Annotated in this window: 17 protein-coding genes; 10 read left to right on the top strand and 7 right to left on the bottom strand. The window is 45.7% G+C overall.

Annotated features, from left to right (window positions below; genetic code table 11):
- Positions 1–4 precede the first annotated feature (4 nt).
- Positions 5–1,162 carry an efflux RND transporter periplasmic adaptor subunit gene (locus tag R7Q38_RS00920; RefSeq protein ID WP_025767993.1) on the bottom strand — a complete coding sequence of 386 codons (1,158 nt, stop codon included), beginning with the start codon at positions 1,160–1,162 and terminating at the stop codon, positions 5–7.
- A gap of 518 nt (positions 1,163–1,680) precedes the next feature.
- Between R7Q38_RS00920 and R7Q38_RS00915 the strand changes: the two genes are divergently transcribed.
- Both R7Q38_RS00915 and R7Q38_RS00910 read left to right on the top strand, forming a co-directional pair.
- Positions 1,681–3,198: a phospholipase D family protein gene (locus R7Q38_RS00915; RefSeq protein ID WP_149192156.1), complete on the top strand. Its 1,518-nt coding sequence runs from the start codon at positions 1,681–1,683 to the stop codon at positions 3,196–3,198.
- Between the two features lie 90 nt (positions 3,199–3,288).
- Positions 3,289–3,876, top strand: coding sequence for a class I SAM-dependent methyltransferase (locus R7Q38_RS00910; protein WP_017635142.1), 588 nt, complete (start codon positions 3,289–3,291; stop codon positions 3,874–3,876).
- A gap of 54 nt (positions 3,877–3,930) precedes the next feature.
- Here the strand turns inward: R7Q38_RS00910 and R7Q38_RS00905 are convergent, their stop codons facing one another.
- Positions 3,931–4,401 (bottom strand): ASCH domain-containing protein, encoded by a 471-nt coding sequence (locus R7Q38_RS00905; RefSeq protein ID WP_149192157.1) that lies wholly within the window; start codon positions 4,399–4,401, stop codon positions 3,931–3,933.
- A 200-nt stretch (positions 4,402–4,601) separates the two neighbouring features.
- Here R7Q38_RS00905 and R7Q38_RS00900 point away from each other — a divergent pair, with 200 nt between their 5' ends.
- Together R7Q38_RS00900 and R7Q38_RS00895 are read left to right on the top strand one after the other, a co-directional pair.
- Positions 4,602–5,447, top strand: a complete 846-nt coding sequence (locus R7Q38_RS00900) for a tetratricopeptide repeat protein (RefSeq protein WP_005373890.1) — start codon at positions 4,602–4,604, stop codon at positions 5,445–5,447.
- Between the two features lie 13 nt (positions 5,448–5,460).
- Positions 5,461–5,856: a DUF2391 family protein gene (locus R7Q38_RS00895; RefSeq protein WP_005373896.1), complete on the top strand. Its 396-nt coding sequence runs from the start codon at positions 5,461–5,463 to the stop codon at positions 5,854–5,856.
- A 9-nt stretch (positions 5,857–5,865) separates the two neighbouring features.
- Here R7Q38_RS00895 and soxR read toward each other — a convergent pair whose 3' ends face one another.
- Positions 5,866–6,300, bottom strand: coding sequence for a redox-sensitive transcriptional activator SoxR (gene soxR / locus R7Q38_RS00890; protein WP_005373898.1), 435 nt, complete (start codon positions 6,298–6,300; stop codon positions 5,866–5,868).
- Positions 6,301–6,501: 201 nt separating this feature from the next.
- Between soxR and R7Q38_RS00885 the strand changes: the two genes are divergently transcribed.
- The 5 genes from R7Q38_RS00885 to fusA all read left to right on the top strand — a co-directional run bounded on the left by R7Q38_RS00885 (position 6,502) and on the right by fusA (position 13,229).
- Positions 6,502–7,710, top strand: coding sequence for an MFS transporter (locus R7Q38_RS00885; RefSeq protein ID WP_025767996.1), 1,209 nt, complete (start codon positions 6,502–6,504; stop codon positions 7,708–7,710).
- A 170-nt stretch (positions 7,711–7,880) separates the two neighbouring features.
- A complete protein-coding gene (locus R7Q38_RS00880; RefSeq protein ID WP_025767997.1) occupies positions 7,881–8,762 on the top strand; it encodes a LysR family transcriptional regulator in 882 nt (293 codons plus the stop codon).
- Positions 8,763–8,863: 101 nt separating this feature from the next.
- Positions 8,864–9,868, top strand: coding sequence for an N-acetyltransferase DgcN (gene dgcN, locus R7Q38_RS00875; protein WP_239938685.1), 1,005 nt, complete (start codon positions 8,864–8,866; stop codon positions 9,866–9,868).
- Between the two features lie 50 nt (positions 9,869–9,918).
- Complete coding sequence (gene dgcA / locus R7Q38_RS00870) at positions 9,919–10,911, top strand: N-acetyl-D-Glu racemase DgcA (RefSeq protein WP_318113959.1); 993 nt, start codon at positions 9,919–9,921, stop codon at positions 10,909–10,911.
- Between the two features lie 293 nt (positions 10,912–11,204).
- Entirely contained in the window at positions 11,205–13,229 is a 2,025-nt protein-coding gene (gene fusA, locus R7Q38_RS00865) for an elongation factor G (RefSeq protein WP_213903204.1), read from the top strand.
- A gap of 75 nt (positions 13,230–13,304) precedes the next feature.
- On the opposite strand, the gene R7Q38_RS00860 is transcribed toward fusA, so the two are convergent.
- On the bottom strand, positions 13,305–13,499 hold the full coding sequence (locus R7Q38_RS00860; protein ID WP_005373920.1) for a hypothetical protein: 195 nt from the start codon (positions 13,497–13,499) through the stop codon (positions 13,305–13,307).
- Positions 13,500–13,687: 188 nt separating this feature from the next.
- On the opposite strand from R7Q38_RS00860, the gene R7Q38_RS00855 reads away from it, so the two are divergent.
- On the top strand, positions 13,688–14,500 hold the full coding sequence (locus tag R7Q38_RS00855) for an aminoglycoside phosphotransferase family protein (RefSeq protein WP_213903203.1): 813 nt from the start codon (positions 13,688–13,690) through the stop codon (positions 14,498–14,500).
- Here the strand turns inward: R7Q38_RS00855 and nqrM are convergent.
- From nqrM to R7Q38_RS00840, 3 genes are read right to left on the bottom strand one after another with little or no spacing between them, the layout of a single operon-like run.
- Positions 14,478–14,687: a (Na+)-NQR maturation NqrM gene (gene nqrM / locus R7Q38_RS00850; RefSeq protein ID WP_017635136.1), complete on the bottom strand. Its 210-nt coding sequence runs from the start codon at positions 14,685–14,687 to the stop codon at positions 14,478–14,480. The two genes, R7Q38_RS00855 and nqrM, sit on opposite strands and share 23 nt — an antisense overlap.
- A gap of 1 nt (position 14,688) precedes the next feature.
- Complete coding sequence (locus R7Q38_RS00845; RefSeq protein WP_005387209.1) at positions 14,689–15,195, bottom strand: NifB/NifX family molybdenum-iron cluster-binding protein; 507 nt, start codon at positions 15,193–15,195, stop codon at positions 14,689–14,691.
- Positions 15,192–15,482 carry a DUF134 domain-containing protein gene (locus tag R7Q38_RS00840; RefSeq protein ID WP_005373924.1) on the bottom strand — a complete coding sequence of 97 codons (291 nt, stop codon included), beginning with the start codon at positions 15,480–15,482 and terminating at the stop codon, positions 15,192–15,194. The genes R7Q38_RS00845 and R7Q38_RS00840 overlap by 4 nt, the downstream gene beginning before the upstream one ends.
- Positions 15,483–15,511 lie beyond the last annotated feature (29 nt).

The raw sequence follows: 15,511 nt of genomic DNA, 5'->3' as shown, positions 1-15,511 counted from the left end.
CTACTTACTGTACGACGGTTTCGGAGTCGTCACTCTTTTTTGCGATTTGTACCGCCATGCCTTTTTGAGGGTACTCGGGCAAGGTCAGTACCAACTTATCACTTTGCTCTAAACCTTCGCCCACCAGCAAAAACTCACCTTCTGCTCTCAAAACCGTGACAGTTCTGGGTTGAAGTTGATTATCGCCATTCACCACCCACACGGTACGGTTTTTAACTAATTCCTGTGGTAAGCGATAGATATGCTTAAGTTCCTTACCAGTGAAGCTCACTTCAACGTAGGAGCCGAATTTAATTGGAGGCTGCTGGTTATCGACACCGTATGGGTCCGCGATTTGAATGACCATGTTAATCATTCGGGTAGCGCTATCAATCATGCCTAGATCACGAACTACTCGACCTTCTCTAGTGGTAGAAAACACACCTTGCTGCGTCACTGTCGCAGTGAGTTCACCAATGGATTCGGGTAAAAATGCACTATCAAAACCGGCAATGGGTACGTGCACCTCTGCCACTTCGATGTTGTTTAACGTGGCAACTCGAGAACCAGATGTAACAAATTGACCAACACCAATATCACGCTCAACAACCAGCGCATCGTAAGGTGCAACGACTTTGCAATTTTCTAACTCTCTTTTTGCTCGTTTGAGTGCCGCTTGAGCCGACTTCACTTGCGCTTGTGCGCTCAAAACGTGAGGCTTGCGTAAATACAGATCCGTCACTTGCTTATCGCTCAGTCTCTTTGCCTGACGCTTTGCCACTTCGGCTTTCGCTTGTTCCTCAATCAAGTTTGCGCGTGCACTAGCTAAATCGGCTTCAGCTTGTAAAACCGACGCTTCATAGTTGTCGCTTTCAATTGTGAAAAGAACCTCTCCTCGTTTCACGATGCCACCCGTTACAAAATTCGGGTGCCAACTTATCACTTCACCACTGACTTGCGCGGAAAGGTGTGTTTTTTCAAAAGGGACTAATTCACCGTGACTGGTAATCACCACTTTGTGATCAGTAGGAAAAAGAGAAGAAGCCTGAACAGTAGGTTCTGTAATTGCATCTTTGGTTGACTCTTTTTCCGGCGCAGTTGCGGCAATTGCAGCATATCCTGCATAAGAGCCTCCAACGACGACGAAGGGTAAAAGCCAACGTAATATGGGTTTTGCTAACATCGAAAATCCTTTTTTATTGTTGTTTTCAACACCACACTTTTATTCAGTCCATTGCTCCCGGTAAGCATGGTGATGAGAGAATTGAATTTGAATAAACATCAAAGCGGCGCTTGCCTAGTCTTTTAAGCAGCGAACTAGATAGTTATTGCCAATTCAAAGTTAATAAAATTAACAAAAAATTAACCAACTGCGCAAGTTGCTCTGACTTAACTTTTATTCTAAATAGCAAATGACATGCCAAGCATTTATTTATTAAAAATCATATGGTTATATAAAAACCATTATTTTATCCAGTGTGCTATTGGTCATAATCACCAGATATTAGTGATTATGACCAATACGGCCATAATGATAATTAAAATAAATGATTATCTGCGCTCTAAAAGTTGAACTTAGTGCAGGCTCTATAGCAATTCATTGATTAATCGCTCGTTATCAAACGGTTCTGGGTGCATGTGGCGTCAGCTTAAGTCTATAATTTGGAGTAGGTAACACTCTGTAAGACAAGGAAATGTGCTTTGTTACAAACGCTCGCCAAGTTGCTCTTCCCCTCGCTGCTCACTATTTTATCGGCATGCTCATCCGTATCGTTGAATGACGCCAGTGAAAAGTCCACCAGCTTTCAGCTCGGTTATCAAAAGGATTCTGTTCTTGCGCAGTACTTTGAAGCTTACGGGAGAGACCCTAAGTCCATAACTGGCTTTGCACCGTTAAATCAGGGACACGATGCCCTTCTTGCTCGAACCTCTTTGATCGAGTCCGCCCAGAAAAGCCTTGATCTTCAATACTATATTTACCGTGGTGACGAAACGAGTCAGCTAATAACGTGGCGCTTGTATGAAGCGGCAAAGCGTGGTGTTCGAGTAAGGCTGTTGCTTGACGATATGCAAAAGCGAAACGACGATGTGATGGCTGCCCTCAATGCACATCCTAATATAGAAATCCGCTTATTTAACCCGCATCAGTATCGCGACTCCCGTTGGTTCGCTCTTGCTAGCGATTTTGAACGCCTTAATCGTCGTATGCACAATAAGTCTCTGATTGCAGACAGTGTTTCCGCCATTGTCGGAGGTAGAAATATCGGCAATGAATACTTCTCTTTTGAATCGCAAGTTGAGTTTGGTGATTTTGATCTTCTGCTCTATGGTGAGGCGGTACAACAAACTGCCGATCAGTTCGACCTCTACTGGAATAGCGCCTATTCGATACCAATGGAATGGATTACACCGAATTCACAGCAAATTACCGACCAAGCGATTCAAAAGCAGGTCAATAAACTCCGGTTAGAGGAAAAGTTTTCAACCGGCCGCTATGACTTCACTCAACTGGATATGTACCAAGATCTAAAACAAGGCAAACTCAAGCTCTACTGGGGAGAAGCGAAAGTATGGTTTGACCTGCCCGATAAAGTCGCGACCCGAGAGAGCCAACTTATTGATAATTTAACGGAACTGGTTAAAAGTGTTGAGGATTCATTTGTGCTCATTTCTCCCTATTTCGTTCCAACTGAAACAGGTACTCAAGCATTAAGTAACGCGGCCAAGCGAGGCGTTGATATTACGATTGTGACCAATAGCCTCGCGTCTAACGATGTGTTTGCCGTGCATGGTTGGTACGCAAAATATCGAAAAGATCTACTCGAAGCTGGAATCAAGCTTTGGGAAGTAAAAGCGAGCGCGAAACTCAAAAGTAAGTGGAGCCTCACGGGGAGTAGCAGAGCAAGTTTACACGCTAAAGCAATGACGATTGATAACAAAACACTTTTCGTTGGTTCGATGAACTGGGACCCACGTTCGGCCGCTTTGAATACCGAAATGGCCGTTGTTATCGAACAGCCAGAATATGTGCAAATGTTTCTAGAACAACTGCCGAATCAACTGTCGAGTAACGCCTACGCCTTAACTCTGCGCGACGGGGACATTGTCTGGACCGACGTAAAAACAGGCGAAGAATACGACTCCGAACCAGAAGCAGGAGTATGGCGAAAAATGGGCGCTTGGTTCTCCGGAATATTACCGATTGAAGATCAGCTATAACAGCTGCCAATACTGCAAACCTCCCCAGTCAAGCAAAACAAAATGGACGCTAGTTTTGGGCAGGGGACACAACCAACATAAGGAAGTTCAATGCCAGCGCAATGGAATGAATACTATCAGAAAATTTTAAGCCAACCTCACCGCCCAAACGTGGAAAATGCCCTGAACCTACTTAAGATAGAAGGCAAAGTCGCTCTCGATATTGGCTGCGGAATAGGTCGAGACAGCCACTTTCTCCTCGAACAGGGATTTAAGGTTCACGCATGTGATAGCAATGAAAATGCAGTAAAAACTTGTTTAACACGCTTTGAAGGTAATAAACGATTTTCGGTTTCGCAGTGCTGTTTTACTGAATTTAATTACCCTAAGTGCAGCTTGGTTATCGCAAATGCCAGTTTGTTCTTTTGCCCTGACACAGGCTTCAAACAAGTCTGGACAAAAATAGACAGCGCATTACAACCGGGCGGTATCTTCTCCGGCGATTTCTTGGGAGTGAAAGACTCCTGGGTTACCTCCGAAATGCACCCAAACATTACCGCATTAACAAAAAAGGAAGTGGAAAGCTTATTCGAAGGTTACGACCTCATTTCATTGCATGAAAGAGATGAAGACGGGACCACTGTAGTCGGAAGCCAAAAACATTGGCACATGTTTAGTGTGACCGCTCGAAAGCGCTAAAAATGGTCTCTCAGTAAAGAAAGCAGCACTTCAAATCAGTGCTGCTATCAGAGATTAATTGACGGGATACACCACTTCAAAACGCTCTAAAACCAGCGTACGTTTCTCATGCCAAGCGATGTTCAACTCATCGCATTCAGCTTTAAAAAATGCAGTATGAGCATCACGCCACCAGTTTAAGGTTCTATCACCTTCGCCTTCTGCGAAGGCAAACTCTGCGGTTACATCCTCATATTTGCATGTACTTACGTCAGTAATTCGTATCACGCAAACCGGGTCCCCATCCCAATTCGTCACTACTTGTAAATGACCGACTTGGGGCATGATTTCACCATGCTCTCGATACCAAAGCTCCAAACTGCACGATGCAGTTTTCTGTCCAATACGAACCAAATCTGCGCATACATTCGCGTTGTATTCATCGGCACAATAATAGTCAGCACTGACTGATGGTACAGCTTCCCTTTGTTCTGGTGATAATAATTCTAGGAATTGTTCTAAGTAATCCTTAGCTCGCGCGTCCATGCTCACTCCATTAATCATAAATTCGCAAGGAGGATAAAAGATATCACAACAAATAACCATCAGGAACAAACTGAAAAACAACAAGAATATGACTTCTACGAAGACGACTGTTATTTCTTTTGTAATAACTTTGCTAAACGTTTGTGCTATTTGCTATTGTTGCATGGTCTATCTGTACTCTTCTCGTGAAAGGACGTTATATGCGCTTATTTATTGGTATTTTTTTCTCGCTGATACTTGCCTTGCCAACAATGGCATCGGAGGAAAAGTATTCAGAATCGGATCTGTTAGATAGACCATTAATGGAACGCTATATTTTAGATGAACTAAAAGCGCTGCGTCAGGACTATCAAAGCCTAGAAAAGCGAATGATCACAGAGATCACCGATCGCGAGCTAACGGTCGCAGATAAATCGTTGAACTATGCCAACGTGACCGTTACATACTTCTTCTACATCATTGCTGGTGTCGCATCGCTGATTGCCTTTGTCGGATGGCAATCTCTGCGCGAGTTTAAACACAACACCAAAGAGATGGCTGATAAACGATTGGAGAAGATCGCCCAAGAATACGAGAAAAAGTTTGTCGCCCTTGAGCGAGATTTAAAACGCAAAACTCGCATTATCAGCGAAAACAACAAAGAGATTGAGAAAATCAACGAGATCCATAACTTATGGCTACGTGCACAAAGCTCTCAAACTCCAGAACAACGTATTGAGATCTATGATGAAATCTTATTAATTCGTCCAGGTGATTTAGAAGCGTTGACTTACAAAGCCGACGCAGCGATGGAAATCAACGAATACCATTGGGCACTTAGCATTTGTAACCGCGTACTTGAAGTCGATTACACCAACGGCCCTGCACTGTATCAACGCGCGTGTGCATACTCTCGCCTTGGTATCGAAGAGCAAGCTATTGAAGACTTGGAACGCGCAATTGAATACAGCCCATCCATTCGTGATTTACTTGCCGAAGAACGAGACCTCGAATTGCTGCACGGTAATGAGCGTTTTGAAAAGCTCTTACATCTAGCAAGCGAATAATGGAATAAACAGCATGAGCAGCCACTTTAATCTAGAAGACGCTAGCCAAGTATTGGTTGGCGCTTTTGCCCTAGCAGTCCCGATCTCATTTTCGGAGGAAGCGTGGCGATTGGGTGAGAGCCTACCAATGGCAAACTTGCTCATGCTGTTAAGTCTTTCTGTCATTTTCCTCAGTTTTTTCGCGTATCAAAGCGTGTTTCAAAGCCACATCAAGAATCGCGTATCCATCTTTATTTTTCGTGTGGTTATCGCGTACCTCATTGCGGCAGTTGTGGTAGCGTTAGTTCTTTTCTGTCTTGATAAGCTGCCACTCATGAATGAGCCTTTGGTTGCGATAAAGCGCGTTATCGTCATCACAATGCCTGCTTCGATGGGCGCGATCGTAGTCGACAGTTTCGACAAAGAATAGAGATAATCGCTACTCTTCTTCTAACGTTAAGTTCGACCCCGAGTGGTCTTTCCCTAATACATCTTCTGGGTTTCGCAGTGCGCAGGTTTCTAACGACAAGCACCCGCAGCCAATGCATCCGCCTAAATCGTTTTGCAACGCTTTAAGTTTTTGAATCTTTTGTTCTAACTGTTCATGCCAATGGCTTGCCATTTCTTCCCATTGCGCTTTGTTAGGGGCTTGGTGTTTCGGCAGTTCATCTAACGCATGTTTAATTTCTTCTAACGACAACCCAACTTGCTGCGCTGCTTTGATCACCGCAACACGGCGCAACACACTGCGATGGTAGCGACGCTGATTACCTTGATTTCTCCAACTCGAAATCAGTCCTTTTTGCTCGTAAAAATGTAGGGCAGATACTTTCACTCCAGAACGTTTTGCCACTTCTCCTACGCTGATTTCCATCCTTGACTCCCTGTATATCAATTTTGTTAAAAAAACGCTTTACCTCAAGTTTACTTGAGGTTTTAAAGTTGCACCATCTTAATTAACGCTAAACCCCGGCGAGCTCAAGATAATGTGTTCAGCGCGAACGACTTGGTTGTTAAACACAAGACAGTTGGACATCAACCTTTTGAAATACATCGGGAGTTAGAGGCAAACATAATGAAAAATAAAACTCAGCCGTACTTAGCTGGCCGCTTCTTCGACAGTATCTCCTCTGGCTTATTCATGATGGCGCTGCCATGGGTCATGCTTTCCGAACCTAACATGGGTACATTCGTCGCTTTAGTTTCTCTGAGCTGCACCGCGATTTCTTTTCTAGCAACGCCTTTCTTTTCCACTTTAATTGACCGACATTCACGCAAAGTACTACTCGTGCTCAATCAATGGATTCAATCGGGTATGGCTTTGGTGGTGTTCATTGCTTATTGGTTAGGGTTTGAGTCACACTGGTTACTGGCTTTTGCACAATTGGTGTATTGGGTTTCGAGTAATTTTGCATGGACGACCAACAACGCCTTCACCCAAGAAAATTATCAGCACCATGAGTATGCGAAAATTTCGGGTCAGCAAGAAATTGTAATGCAATCCACAACCCTCGGAGCTGGCGCGTTGGGTATTGTTTTGCTTGAAATGTGGGGTATGAAAGAGTTTGCTTTGTTTGCGGCCAGCGCCTCTGCGTTAGCAGCGATGTTCTATATTCTGACGCCTTATACCCAACAATTAAGGGCATCAAAATCCGTTGCTTTCATCGCGCAACTCAAAGAGAGCAAACAAATATTCCGTCTCGAACCTCGATTTTATGGCTTTATTCTGCTCTCTTGCCTCTCTTATCCTGCATTGACGTATTTGAGCAAACTGGTGCCGATTTGGTTTTCTGAACAAGGCATCTCTGGCGATTGGTTTGCAGGGTTCAACATCAGTTTTGGCCTCGGCTCGTTGCTAACCGGCTTTATTGTCACCAAAGTGCTAAGCCGTGCCTCCCATAGCCACATTATGTTCGCTTCGATGGTTATGGTCTCTTTTGCGCTTATCGGTATGAGTTTTGCGATGAGCCCGCTGACCATCTTATTGTTTACGGCGCTGTTTGGCGTATTTAACGCGCTAAATCGCATTGCGAGAGTCAACTGGATGCATCATACCGTAGCGGTTCATCAACGAGGTCGCGTCGATGGCGGCATCAGCATGTTTGCCACCACCATTCAATCTCTCAGTTACGTGTTAATCGCGATGTTAAGTCATTACGAGCTAACACAATACGGTTTTGCAATAGCAGCTGTTGTCATGGTGTTAGCAGTGGTTTTGATGGGATTACTCAGCCGAGACGTCGAGCCGTTTAACGACCTGCCCCTTCATGCAGCAGCAAAGTGAAGCATAGAAGTTGAGAAGTTGAGAAGTTGAGAAGTTGAGAAATTGAAAAAGCGAGATAAGAAGGCAACCAACATCGTCTTCCTATTTTTTACGCCAGCACTTTTGCCTCTATCGCTTATCAGCAAGGTTGGGTATTCTGAGGTGACCAACATGAGCAGGGGGAAATCGCAGTGAACTTAAGGCAATTAGAGGTCTTTTACGCCATTATGCAAGCAGGAACGGTGTCAGGCGCGGCTCGCTTACTGCACGTTTCCCAACCTAATGTCACTCGAGTTCTCGCCCATACAGAACAACAACTGAGCTTCGCTTTATTTGAGCGTGTAAAAGGTCGCCTCGTTCCCACTCAAGAAGCCAAAGCCTTATTGCCAGAGGCTGAAAAAGTCTATCAACAACTCGGACAATTTCGCTCTCTGACCAACAAAGTCAAACAGGGAACTCAACATTTACGAGTCGGTGCCCCGCCTGTTTTGGCCGCGCACTTGTTAGCGCCGACTGTCGCGTTGTTGTCGAAAGAGCACGGCATCTCCTTTGAGCTATTAACGGCCAATCGCGATGAGCTGTGCTCAGGATTACTGAAACATGAACTGGATGTCGCCATTGCGTTCGGTGAAGAAACACCACCAGCGATCATGGGGCACGTGTTATTGAAAGAAAACTTAGCACTGATCGCTCCTAAAAGCGCAGCGATACCCGCAGAAAAAACCGTCATTTTAGAAGAACTCATCAGTCACGATTTACCCATTATCGGTTTAGATAGCCGAGACCCTCTGGGCTTGCTGTTACATCAAACCTTGTCAGCGCGTGACGAGCATTATCAACATGCCATTACCGTCCGCAGCTACTCCGCGGCGGCTGAACTGGTGAAAAACGAAGCAGGATTCGCGATTGTAGACCCTTGGACTGCAAAACAATATCGCCAAGATAATGCCGTTTCCGTGCATGCTTTGGAGCCAAATATGTCCTTCTCTGTCTCTATTTTATTCGCAGAGCACACACCTCAATCCATTGCGACAAAGCAATTTATCACCGCTCTAAAACAACAGATGGTTTAAAGGTATAACCTGAAGTTATACCTGCCTAACAAATAAGCATTCGGTTTCCTAAATCAGTCTGGCTAAATTAATGAGCAATAACGATGACGAAGGGAACCATCATGCAAATTGCTCAACCTTACCTACTTTTTCTTGGCGATGTAACCGATCCACTTGCAGCAAAAACCGCGCGTGGCATTTACCAATGGCGACCTGAGATTTGCCTTGGCCAAATCCGCCTGACGCCAGAAACCGTATCGCTTGGTTTAACCGACATGACAATACAACAAGCGCAGCAGCAAGGAGCAAAAACGCTGGTGCTCGGCACGGCAAATCCAGGAGGCGTCATTCCCGAAGCTTGGCAAGCAACCTTACTTGAAGCGGCAGAGATGGGATTTGAAATTGCATCGGGCATGCATCAACGTTTGGCGGAATTTTCTCCTCTTGCCGATCTAGAACAACGCGGATTAACCAAACTGTATGATGTTCGCCATTATGATGCCCCGCTCAAGGTCGGCAATGGCAAAGCTCGTGCAGGCAAGCGAGTACTTACTGTAGGAACAGATTGCTCCGTTGGCAAAATGTACTCTGCCCTCGCCATTGAGCACACATTAAAGCGTAAAAACTGTCGCGCAGAGTTCAAAGCAACGGGTCAAACTGGAATTCTCATCGCAGGCAGTGGCATTTCAATTGATGCCGTAGTTGCCGATTTTATCTCCGGCGCAGTAGAAACGATCAGCCCTGAGTTCACCGATCACGATTGGGACATCATCGAAGGGCAAGGTTCGTTATTTAACCCTTCGTTTGCTGGCGTAAGTTTGGGCTTACTTCACGGCGCACAAGCTGACGCTCTGATACTGTGCCATGAGATTGGTCGCCCGCACATCCGCAACTTACCACATGCGAGCTTGCCAACCATTGAACAAACGATAGAAGCGAATCTGGCCGCTGCTCGCCTAACAAATCCAAACGCTCAATTAGTGGGTATTTGCTTAAACACTTCGGCGCTCAGCGAAGAAGATGCTGCCCAGTTATGCCAGGATTGGAGCGACAAATACCAAGTGCCCGTCACCGACCCTGTACGTTTTGGCGTTGATGCGGTTGCAGATAGGCTTCTTACGATTTAAGAAACATTTACGGTTTAGAAAATAACTGCGGTTTAGGGGAAACTAGTGAGATGAAAATTCATGTAGAACCTGTCACGATTGCCATGGCGACACCATTTCGCATCTCTCGCGGCAGTCGGACAGAGTGCCACGTAGTCCGAGTGACAATTGAACATCGAGGCATGACCGCCCAAGGTGAATGCACGCCATACCCTCGTTATGGTGAATCGGTTGAGTCGGTGATTAAGGCGATTTCTCACGCCGCACATGAACTGCAAAGTTTGTATGCCAAAGGCGAAGCTGATGTCATGGCTCTCAAAAGCAAGCTTCAATCGTTATTGCCCGCAGGGGCGGCAAGAAATGCATTGGATTGCGCCCTTTGGCATCTTCACGCGCTTTTGAGCCACAAGCAGCAGGTTCACGACCTCTTTACGTTACCTGAGGCGGTTGTGACGGCGATGACGGTTTCTATCGACACGCCGCAAGCGATGGCCAAACAGGCGCAAGCTTACCTTAGCCAAGGCGCAAAACTGCTTAAGGTAAAACTGGATGGTGAACACGTACTTGATCGCGTTGCAGCAGTACGCGATGCCGCGCCGCACGCGCAAATTGTTTTAGATGCGAATGAAGCATGGCAAAGCCTCGATCTCGCGACGGTATTTGCTCAACTCGAACCGTTAGACATCACCATGATCGAACAACCGTTGCCACAAGACTGCGATGACGTACTCGCCAGCATTCCACACCCCATTCCACTTTGCGCCGATGAAAGTTGTCACACCAGAGAGCAATTGCATCAGTTGGTTGGCAAATATGAAATGGTGAATATTAAGCTAGATAAAACTGGCGGGCTCACTGAAGCACTATTATTAGCCGACGACGCCCAAAAACTCGGTTTTAGCCTCATGTCCGGTTGTATGTTGGGGACGTCGCTGGCGATGCGAGCCGCGTTACCTATTGCAGCTCAGGCGAGCGTTGTCGATCTTGATGGCCCGGTGTTACTAGGACAAGATGTAACGCCAAGCTTGGTTTATCGCGACGGCGAAATCGTTCTTTCCAAATAGCCTAAACAATCCAGAGGTTTTGCTCCAAAAGTCAGAACCTCTGAGTTTATGATCTCGATTAAAAAACAATCAGCCCCATCATGAAATAAGTCACATAAATTATATGGTTATTGAGGCATGCTAAGATTCCAGTAGTCCAAGAAGGTGGTCTTATGCATCGAGTCATCCGGAAAATGACGTGGAAAACGAATAGGCGGTAATCCCGCCCTACTCCAATGCAGTGCGTGGGTTTCTATAACAACCCACTTCCTAGCAATTCGTAGGTTTTTCACGCCATCTTGCAAGGAGGCTCTATGCCTATCAATAAAATACGCAATATCGCTTTTATCGGTCAAACCGGGACCGGTAAAACCACACTGATAGAAAAACTGCTCTTCACCTGCGATGCCACCCACCATTTAGGCAGCGTAGAAAAAGGCGATACCGTTACCGACTTCGACCCTCAATCCATCCAATATCAACACAGTATTGAAGCAACGCCAGTCGCACTGCGCTGGAATAAACACCGGCTCAATATCATCGACACTCCGGGACAAAACGAGTTACTTGGCCGTACTATCAGCGTTTTTCCTGCCGTTGAAACATCTGCCCTTGTCATCGACCCTCAAACCCCACTTAACCAAACTTCCGATCGCTTATTCACCTTTGCAAAAGAGCAGCAAAAATGTCAGATGATCATCATCAATAAGCTCGATAACCACGGTAGTCAGTTAGAAAGATTGATGGAGAACATCGTTGAGCATTTTGGTGACCACTGCTTGCCGATCAACTTACCTTCGACTGACGGGGAATCTGTAGTTGACTGCTATTTCGAACCAGAATTGGGACGAGAAACCTTACTTACGACGGTAGATGAAGCTCATGAGACCTTGATTGACCAAGTTATCGAAGTCGATGAAGAACTAATGGAACTGTATCTGGAACAAGGCTCTGAACTCACCGCAGAGCAACTGCATGATCCGTTTGAAGAAGCACTGAGAACTGGACATGTGATTCCGGTCTGTTTTGTCTCAGCACAAACCGGCGCGGGCGTCGAGCTTCTGCTTCGTACCTTGGCGGAGATCATGCCCATGCCAAACGAGGGTAACCCTCCTCTACTGGAAAAGAACGGCAAAAAAATCAAAGTAAATTGCGAAACCTTAGAGCACACCGTCGCACACGTGTACAAAGTCAGCGTCGACCCATATATGGGAAAACTTGCCTACTTACGTGTGTATCAGGGTGAAATCAATGCGGGCAGCCAGCTTTATATCGGCGAAAGCAACAAGGCATTTAAAGTTGGGCACTTATATCAACTGCAGGGCAAAGATAGAACCGAGATCCCTCGCGCGCTTGCAGGCGACTTCTGCGTTTTAGCCAAAGTGGATGATCTCGAATTCGATTCAATCGTTCATGACTCTCACGAAGAAGATGGTGTTCAACTCAAAACGTTGGATCTTCCTGACTCCATGTATTCTTTGTGCTTGAAACCTCTTAAGCGTGGAGATGAGCAAAAATTAGGAGATGTGCTGAATAAAATCGCCAGTGAAGACCCTTCTCTGCGCATCGAACATCGCGCTCGCACCAACGAAACCATCATCAGCGGCCAAGGAGAGTTTCACCTCAAAGTCGCATTAGAAAAGATGGCGAACGTGTACAAACTGGACGTCGAAACCTGCCAACCAAGCGTCGAATACTTTGAAACCATCACCAAACCTGCCGAAGGGCATTATCGACACAAAAAACAAAGTGGCGGTGCAGGCCAGTTTGGTGAAGTGCAATTGAAGGTTCGTCCACTCGAACGTGGTGCCGGATTTAAGTTCATCAACAAAGTGGTGGGTGGCACCATTCCAACCGCGCTCATTCCTGCTGTTGAAAAAGGTATTTTGCAAGCGTTAGAGGAAGGCGCGATTTCTGGCAACCCAATTAAGGATGTGGAAGTCACCGTTTATGACGGTAAATATCACTCCGTCGATTCAAAAGAAATTGCGTTTGTCATCGCAGGTAAGAAAGCGTTTTTAAATGCGATTAACAACGCCGATCCTATTGTGCTAGAACCCATTGTCCAGATGGAACTGCACATCCCAACCGCGAATGTTGGCGATGTTTCTGGTGATTTATCTGGAAACCGAGGCTTAATCGAAGGCTCCGAGCCAATAGACAGCAGCTTCACTTTACTCAGAGCCAAGTCACCAGTAAATGAGCTGCAAGATTACGCTCGTCGATTGCGCTCCATCACGGGTGGTGAAGGCAGTTTTAGTATGACTTTAAGCCATTACGAGCCCGCGCCACCAGCAGTGCAAAAACAGGTCTGCCAAGGCAGTGCACAACAAGGTTAATTCCCTACGATTCAAATCAATCACATAAACAAAAAAGCGCCCTCATTTTGAGGGCGCTTTTAGGTAAAAGAAAAATTATTTATCGAGAGACAAACCTATCTGACTGATTTTGCTTTCAAACTCTTCGATGCTGTTCGCTTTGTAAGTCGGAGCACCGTTAAAGTAGCGCGGTTTCTCTGGCAGCATCGCATTTTTCAGCTCTTGTTCTTGATCGATATTGTCATGGTAAACCGTTACACGATTTGGAATATCCTGCTTCATTACAGCCATTTTTGGTTCTCCTTTATTAAGACGAATAGTAAGCGTAGAACGAATTTATCGGAGTACAGACGAGACTGTGTAAAATTTAGACACTCACAACAAAATCATATTTAAACAGTTGCATTTAATATTTTTGAGGCACTTTGTCGTGGCTATTGGCAAACGTGAGTGCAGCGATTAAGGTGAGCTCTCTCTACATGAAGACAGGAAGTCCGGTGTCGCAACAAGAACTCAACCAAATGGGCAGTGCCAAGGTTTTTCTCATCGAAAAAGATGGCGTCCAAGTAATAGAAAAACGTAACCCTACTCAAATAGAAGTGGCGTTTTATCAACGCTATGCCGAGCAGTTTAACGCGCTTGGAATACACGTACCGCGCTTGATTCAACTCGACGACCAGAAAAACGTTCTGTACATTGAATACGTTCCCCACGCAGTCGAGCAAGCATTCTTACTTGAAGATGATCGAGTCATTGAACAACTCGTCAAACTGCACCGACTTCCACCAACATCAGATGGTGTTTATCACCGCCACCAGTGGACACCACAAGCGACTCAACAAGCACTCACTACACTTAAACTGGGCTCAGAGACAGAACAGTTCTTCCACCAGCTACAACAACGATCGGCGCACCTTTTCGATGGGCAGAACTTGATCTCCGGAGACACCAATGCAGGAAACTGGGGACAGCGCCAAAATGGCGAGCTGGTGCTGTTCGACTGGGAGCGCTTTTCTACAGGGCATGTCGCGATAGATTTAGCGCCGCTCATCGAGGGCATGGGCATATTTGATGATTACTTGAACGTAGCAGACAAATATATAAAGTGCGCAGAGAAAGGTGAAACAACAGAATTGGCGCGCGATATCGGACTAGCAAAAGCGTGGATCGTTGTCGAGGTAGTCAACATACTGGTCTCCAGAGAGAATCCGCAGACCAGCAAGTATTTGGACTGGTTTCGGCAAACCTTGCCGCAATGGGCCAAAAGCCTTAGCGCTCAGGTGATGAGTTAGGCTCTGAGATTTGATATAAACGCCTTTCAGGTTCTGCGCATGAGGTTTCGCAGTTGCATACTTTATCAACACCGACGTTGTTTAAACCGCCGCAACTTCCTTGAATGCGCTTGTTGTGAAAAATGACGCCAAGTGACATCAACAAAATGATTGCGAGAAAACCAAGAAAGGTAAATAACCAAACCATATTAACCTGCCTTATTAGCCATCGACTCTAGCTTAAGTATAGCAGGGCTAGATGTTGCTTTGAGTAGCGCCTTAGGTCTTGCCAACAAGGAGGGTTTTGATTTTTGGCCACCACAACCACAGGAGCCGCAGCCGCCTTTTTGTTTGTGAACACTTTTCTTATGATTGTTTGATGGACGTCCTTGAGAGGGCTCAATCAAAGGCTCTCTTGGAACCGCAAGCACATCTTCCAAGGAACTACGAGTAGACAGCCTAAATACTGGCGTGCCACTGCTAAGTAGCTTTGCCAATACACGTTCACCAATATTTCGCACAAGAACAGCATCCACATTGTACCCTTGTAGGGACTGGATCAACTGAGACTTCGCATTGCAACCCGCTTGTGGCATAGAAGCAATGTTCGCTAAGTTTTTTAGCATACCGTCAGTATCAGAATAAATAGCGATGTATGGTGCTTTTACAAAGTGGTTTGCCACCCGCTCACCATCATTAGGAATAGCATAAATCATAAGTTTGACTCCTCATTCGGAAAAACTAATGCATGACCTTCAACTAAACTTTTTGCGACTTTCAATCTTGCACTTTTTACTGTGTTACCAAAAGTTTGTCTAGAAACGCCCATCTGCTCCGCAGCTTGCTGCTGGCTAAGCCCCTCTAAGTCGGCTAAACGTAGCGCTTCTAACTCTTCTGGTAATATGGCGACTTGCTCCAACTGATTAAATGGAATGCCATTGGGCTTAAAGCAGTGGTGAGCCGCACGTCCGCATATTCGTCTTTCTATCTTTGGTCTTGCCATCATTGTCCCTCAAAAACACAGAGTCAAAT

The organism is Vibrio sp. Vb0598, assembly GCF_033338935.1.
Taxonomy (GTDB): Bacteria; Pseudomonadota; Gammaproteobacteria; order Enterobacterales; family Vibrionaceae; genus Vibrio; species Vibrio alginolyticus.
This window is presented reverse-complemented; position numbering and strand designations above follow the sequence as displayed.

Bases quoted from the DNA above. Each gene is read 5' to 3' on its own strand.
- R7Q38_RS00920 (WP_025767993.1), bottom strand. From the start codon at position 1,162: ATGTTAGCAAAACCCATATTACGTTGGCTTTTACCCTTCGTCGTCGTT.
- soxR (WP_005373898.1), bottom strand. From the start codon at position 6,300: ATGGAAATCAGCGTAGGAGAAGTGGCAAAACGTTCTGGAGTGAAAGTA.
- R7Q38_RS00860 (WP_005373920.1), bottom strand. From the start codon at position 13,499: ATGGCTGTAATGAAGCAGGATATTCCAAATCGTGTAACGGTTTACCAT.
- nqrM (WP_017635136.1), bottom strand. From the start codon at position 14,687: ATGGTTTGGTTATTTACCTTTCTTGGTTTTCTCGCAATCATTTTGTTG.
- R7Q38_RS00845 (WP_005387209.1), bottom strand. From the start codon at position 15,195: ATGATTTATGCTATTCCTAATGATGGTGAGCGGGTGGCAAACCACTTT.
- R7Q38_RS00900 (WP_005373890.1), top strand. From the start codon at position 4,602: ATGCGCTTATTTATTGGTATTTTTTTCTCGCTGATACTTGCCTTGCCA.
- R7Q38_RS00895 (WP_005373896.1), top strand. From the start codon at position 5,461: ATGAGCAGCCACTTTAATCTAGAAGACGCTAGCCAAGTATTGGTTGGC.
- R7Q38_RS00885 (WP_025767996.1), top strand. From the start codon at position 6,502: ATGAAAAATAAAACTCAGCCGTACTTAGCTGGCCGCTTCTTCGACAGT.
- R7Q38_RS00910 (WP_017635142.1), top strand. From the start codon at position 3,289: ATGCCAGCGCAATGGAATGAATACTATCAGAAAATTTTAAGCCAACCT.
- R7Q38_RS00855 (WP_213903203.1), top strand. From the start codon at position 13,688: ATGAAGACAGGAAGTCCGGTGTCGCAACAAGAACTCAACCAAATGGGC.
- fusA (WP_213903204.1), top strand. From the start codon at position 11,205: ATGCCTATCAATAAAATACGCAATATCGCTTTTATCGGTCAAACCGGG.
- dgcA (WP_318113959.1), top strand. From the start codon at position 9,919: ATGAAAATTCATGTAGAACCTGTCACGATTGCCATGGCGACACCATTT.
- R7Q38_RS00905 (WP_149192157.1), bottom strand. From the start codon at position 4,401: ATGGACGCGCGAGCTAAGGATTACTTAGAACAATTCCTAGAATTATTA.
- R7Q38_RS00840 (WP_005373924.1), bottom strand. From the start codon at position 15,482: ATGGCAAGACCAAAGATAGAAAGACGAATATGCGGACGTGCGGCTCAC.
- dgcN (WP_239938685.1), top strand. From the start codon at position 8,864: ATGCAAATTGCTCAACCTTACCTACTTTTTCTTGGCGATGTAACCGAT.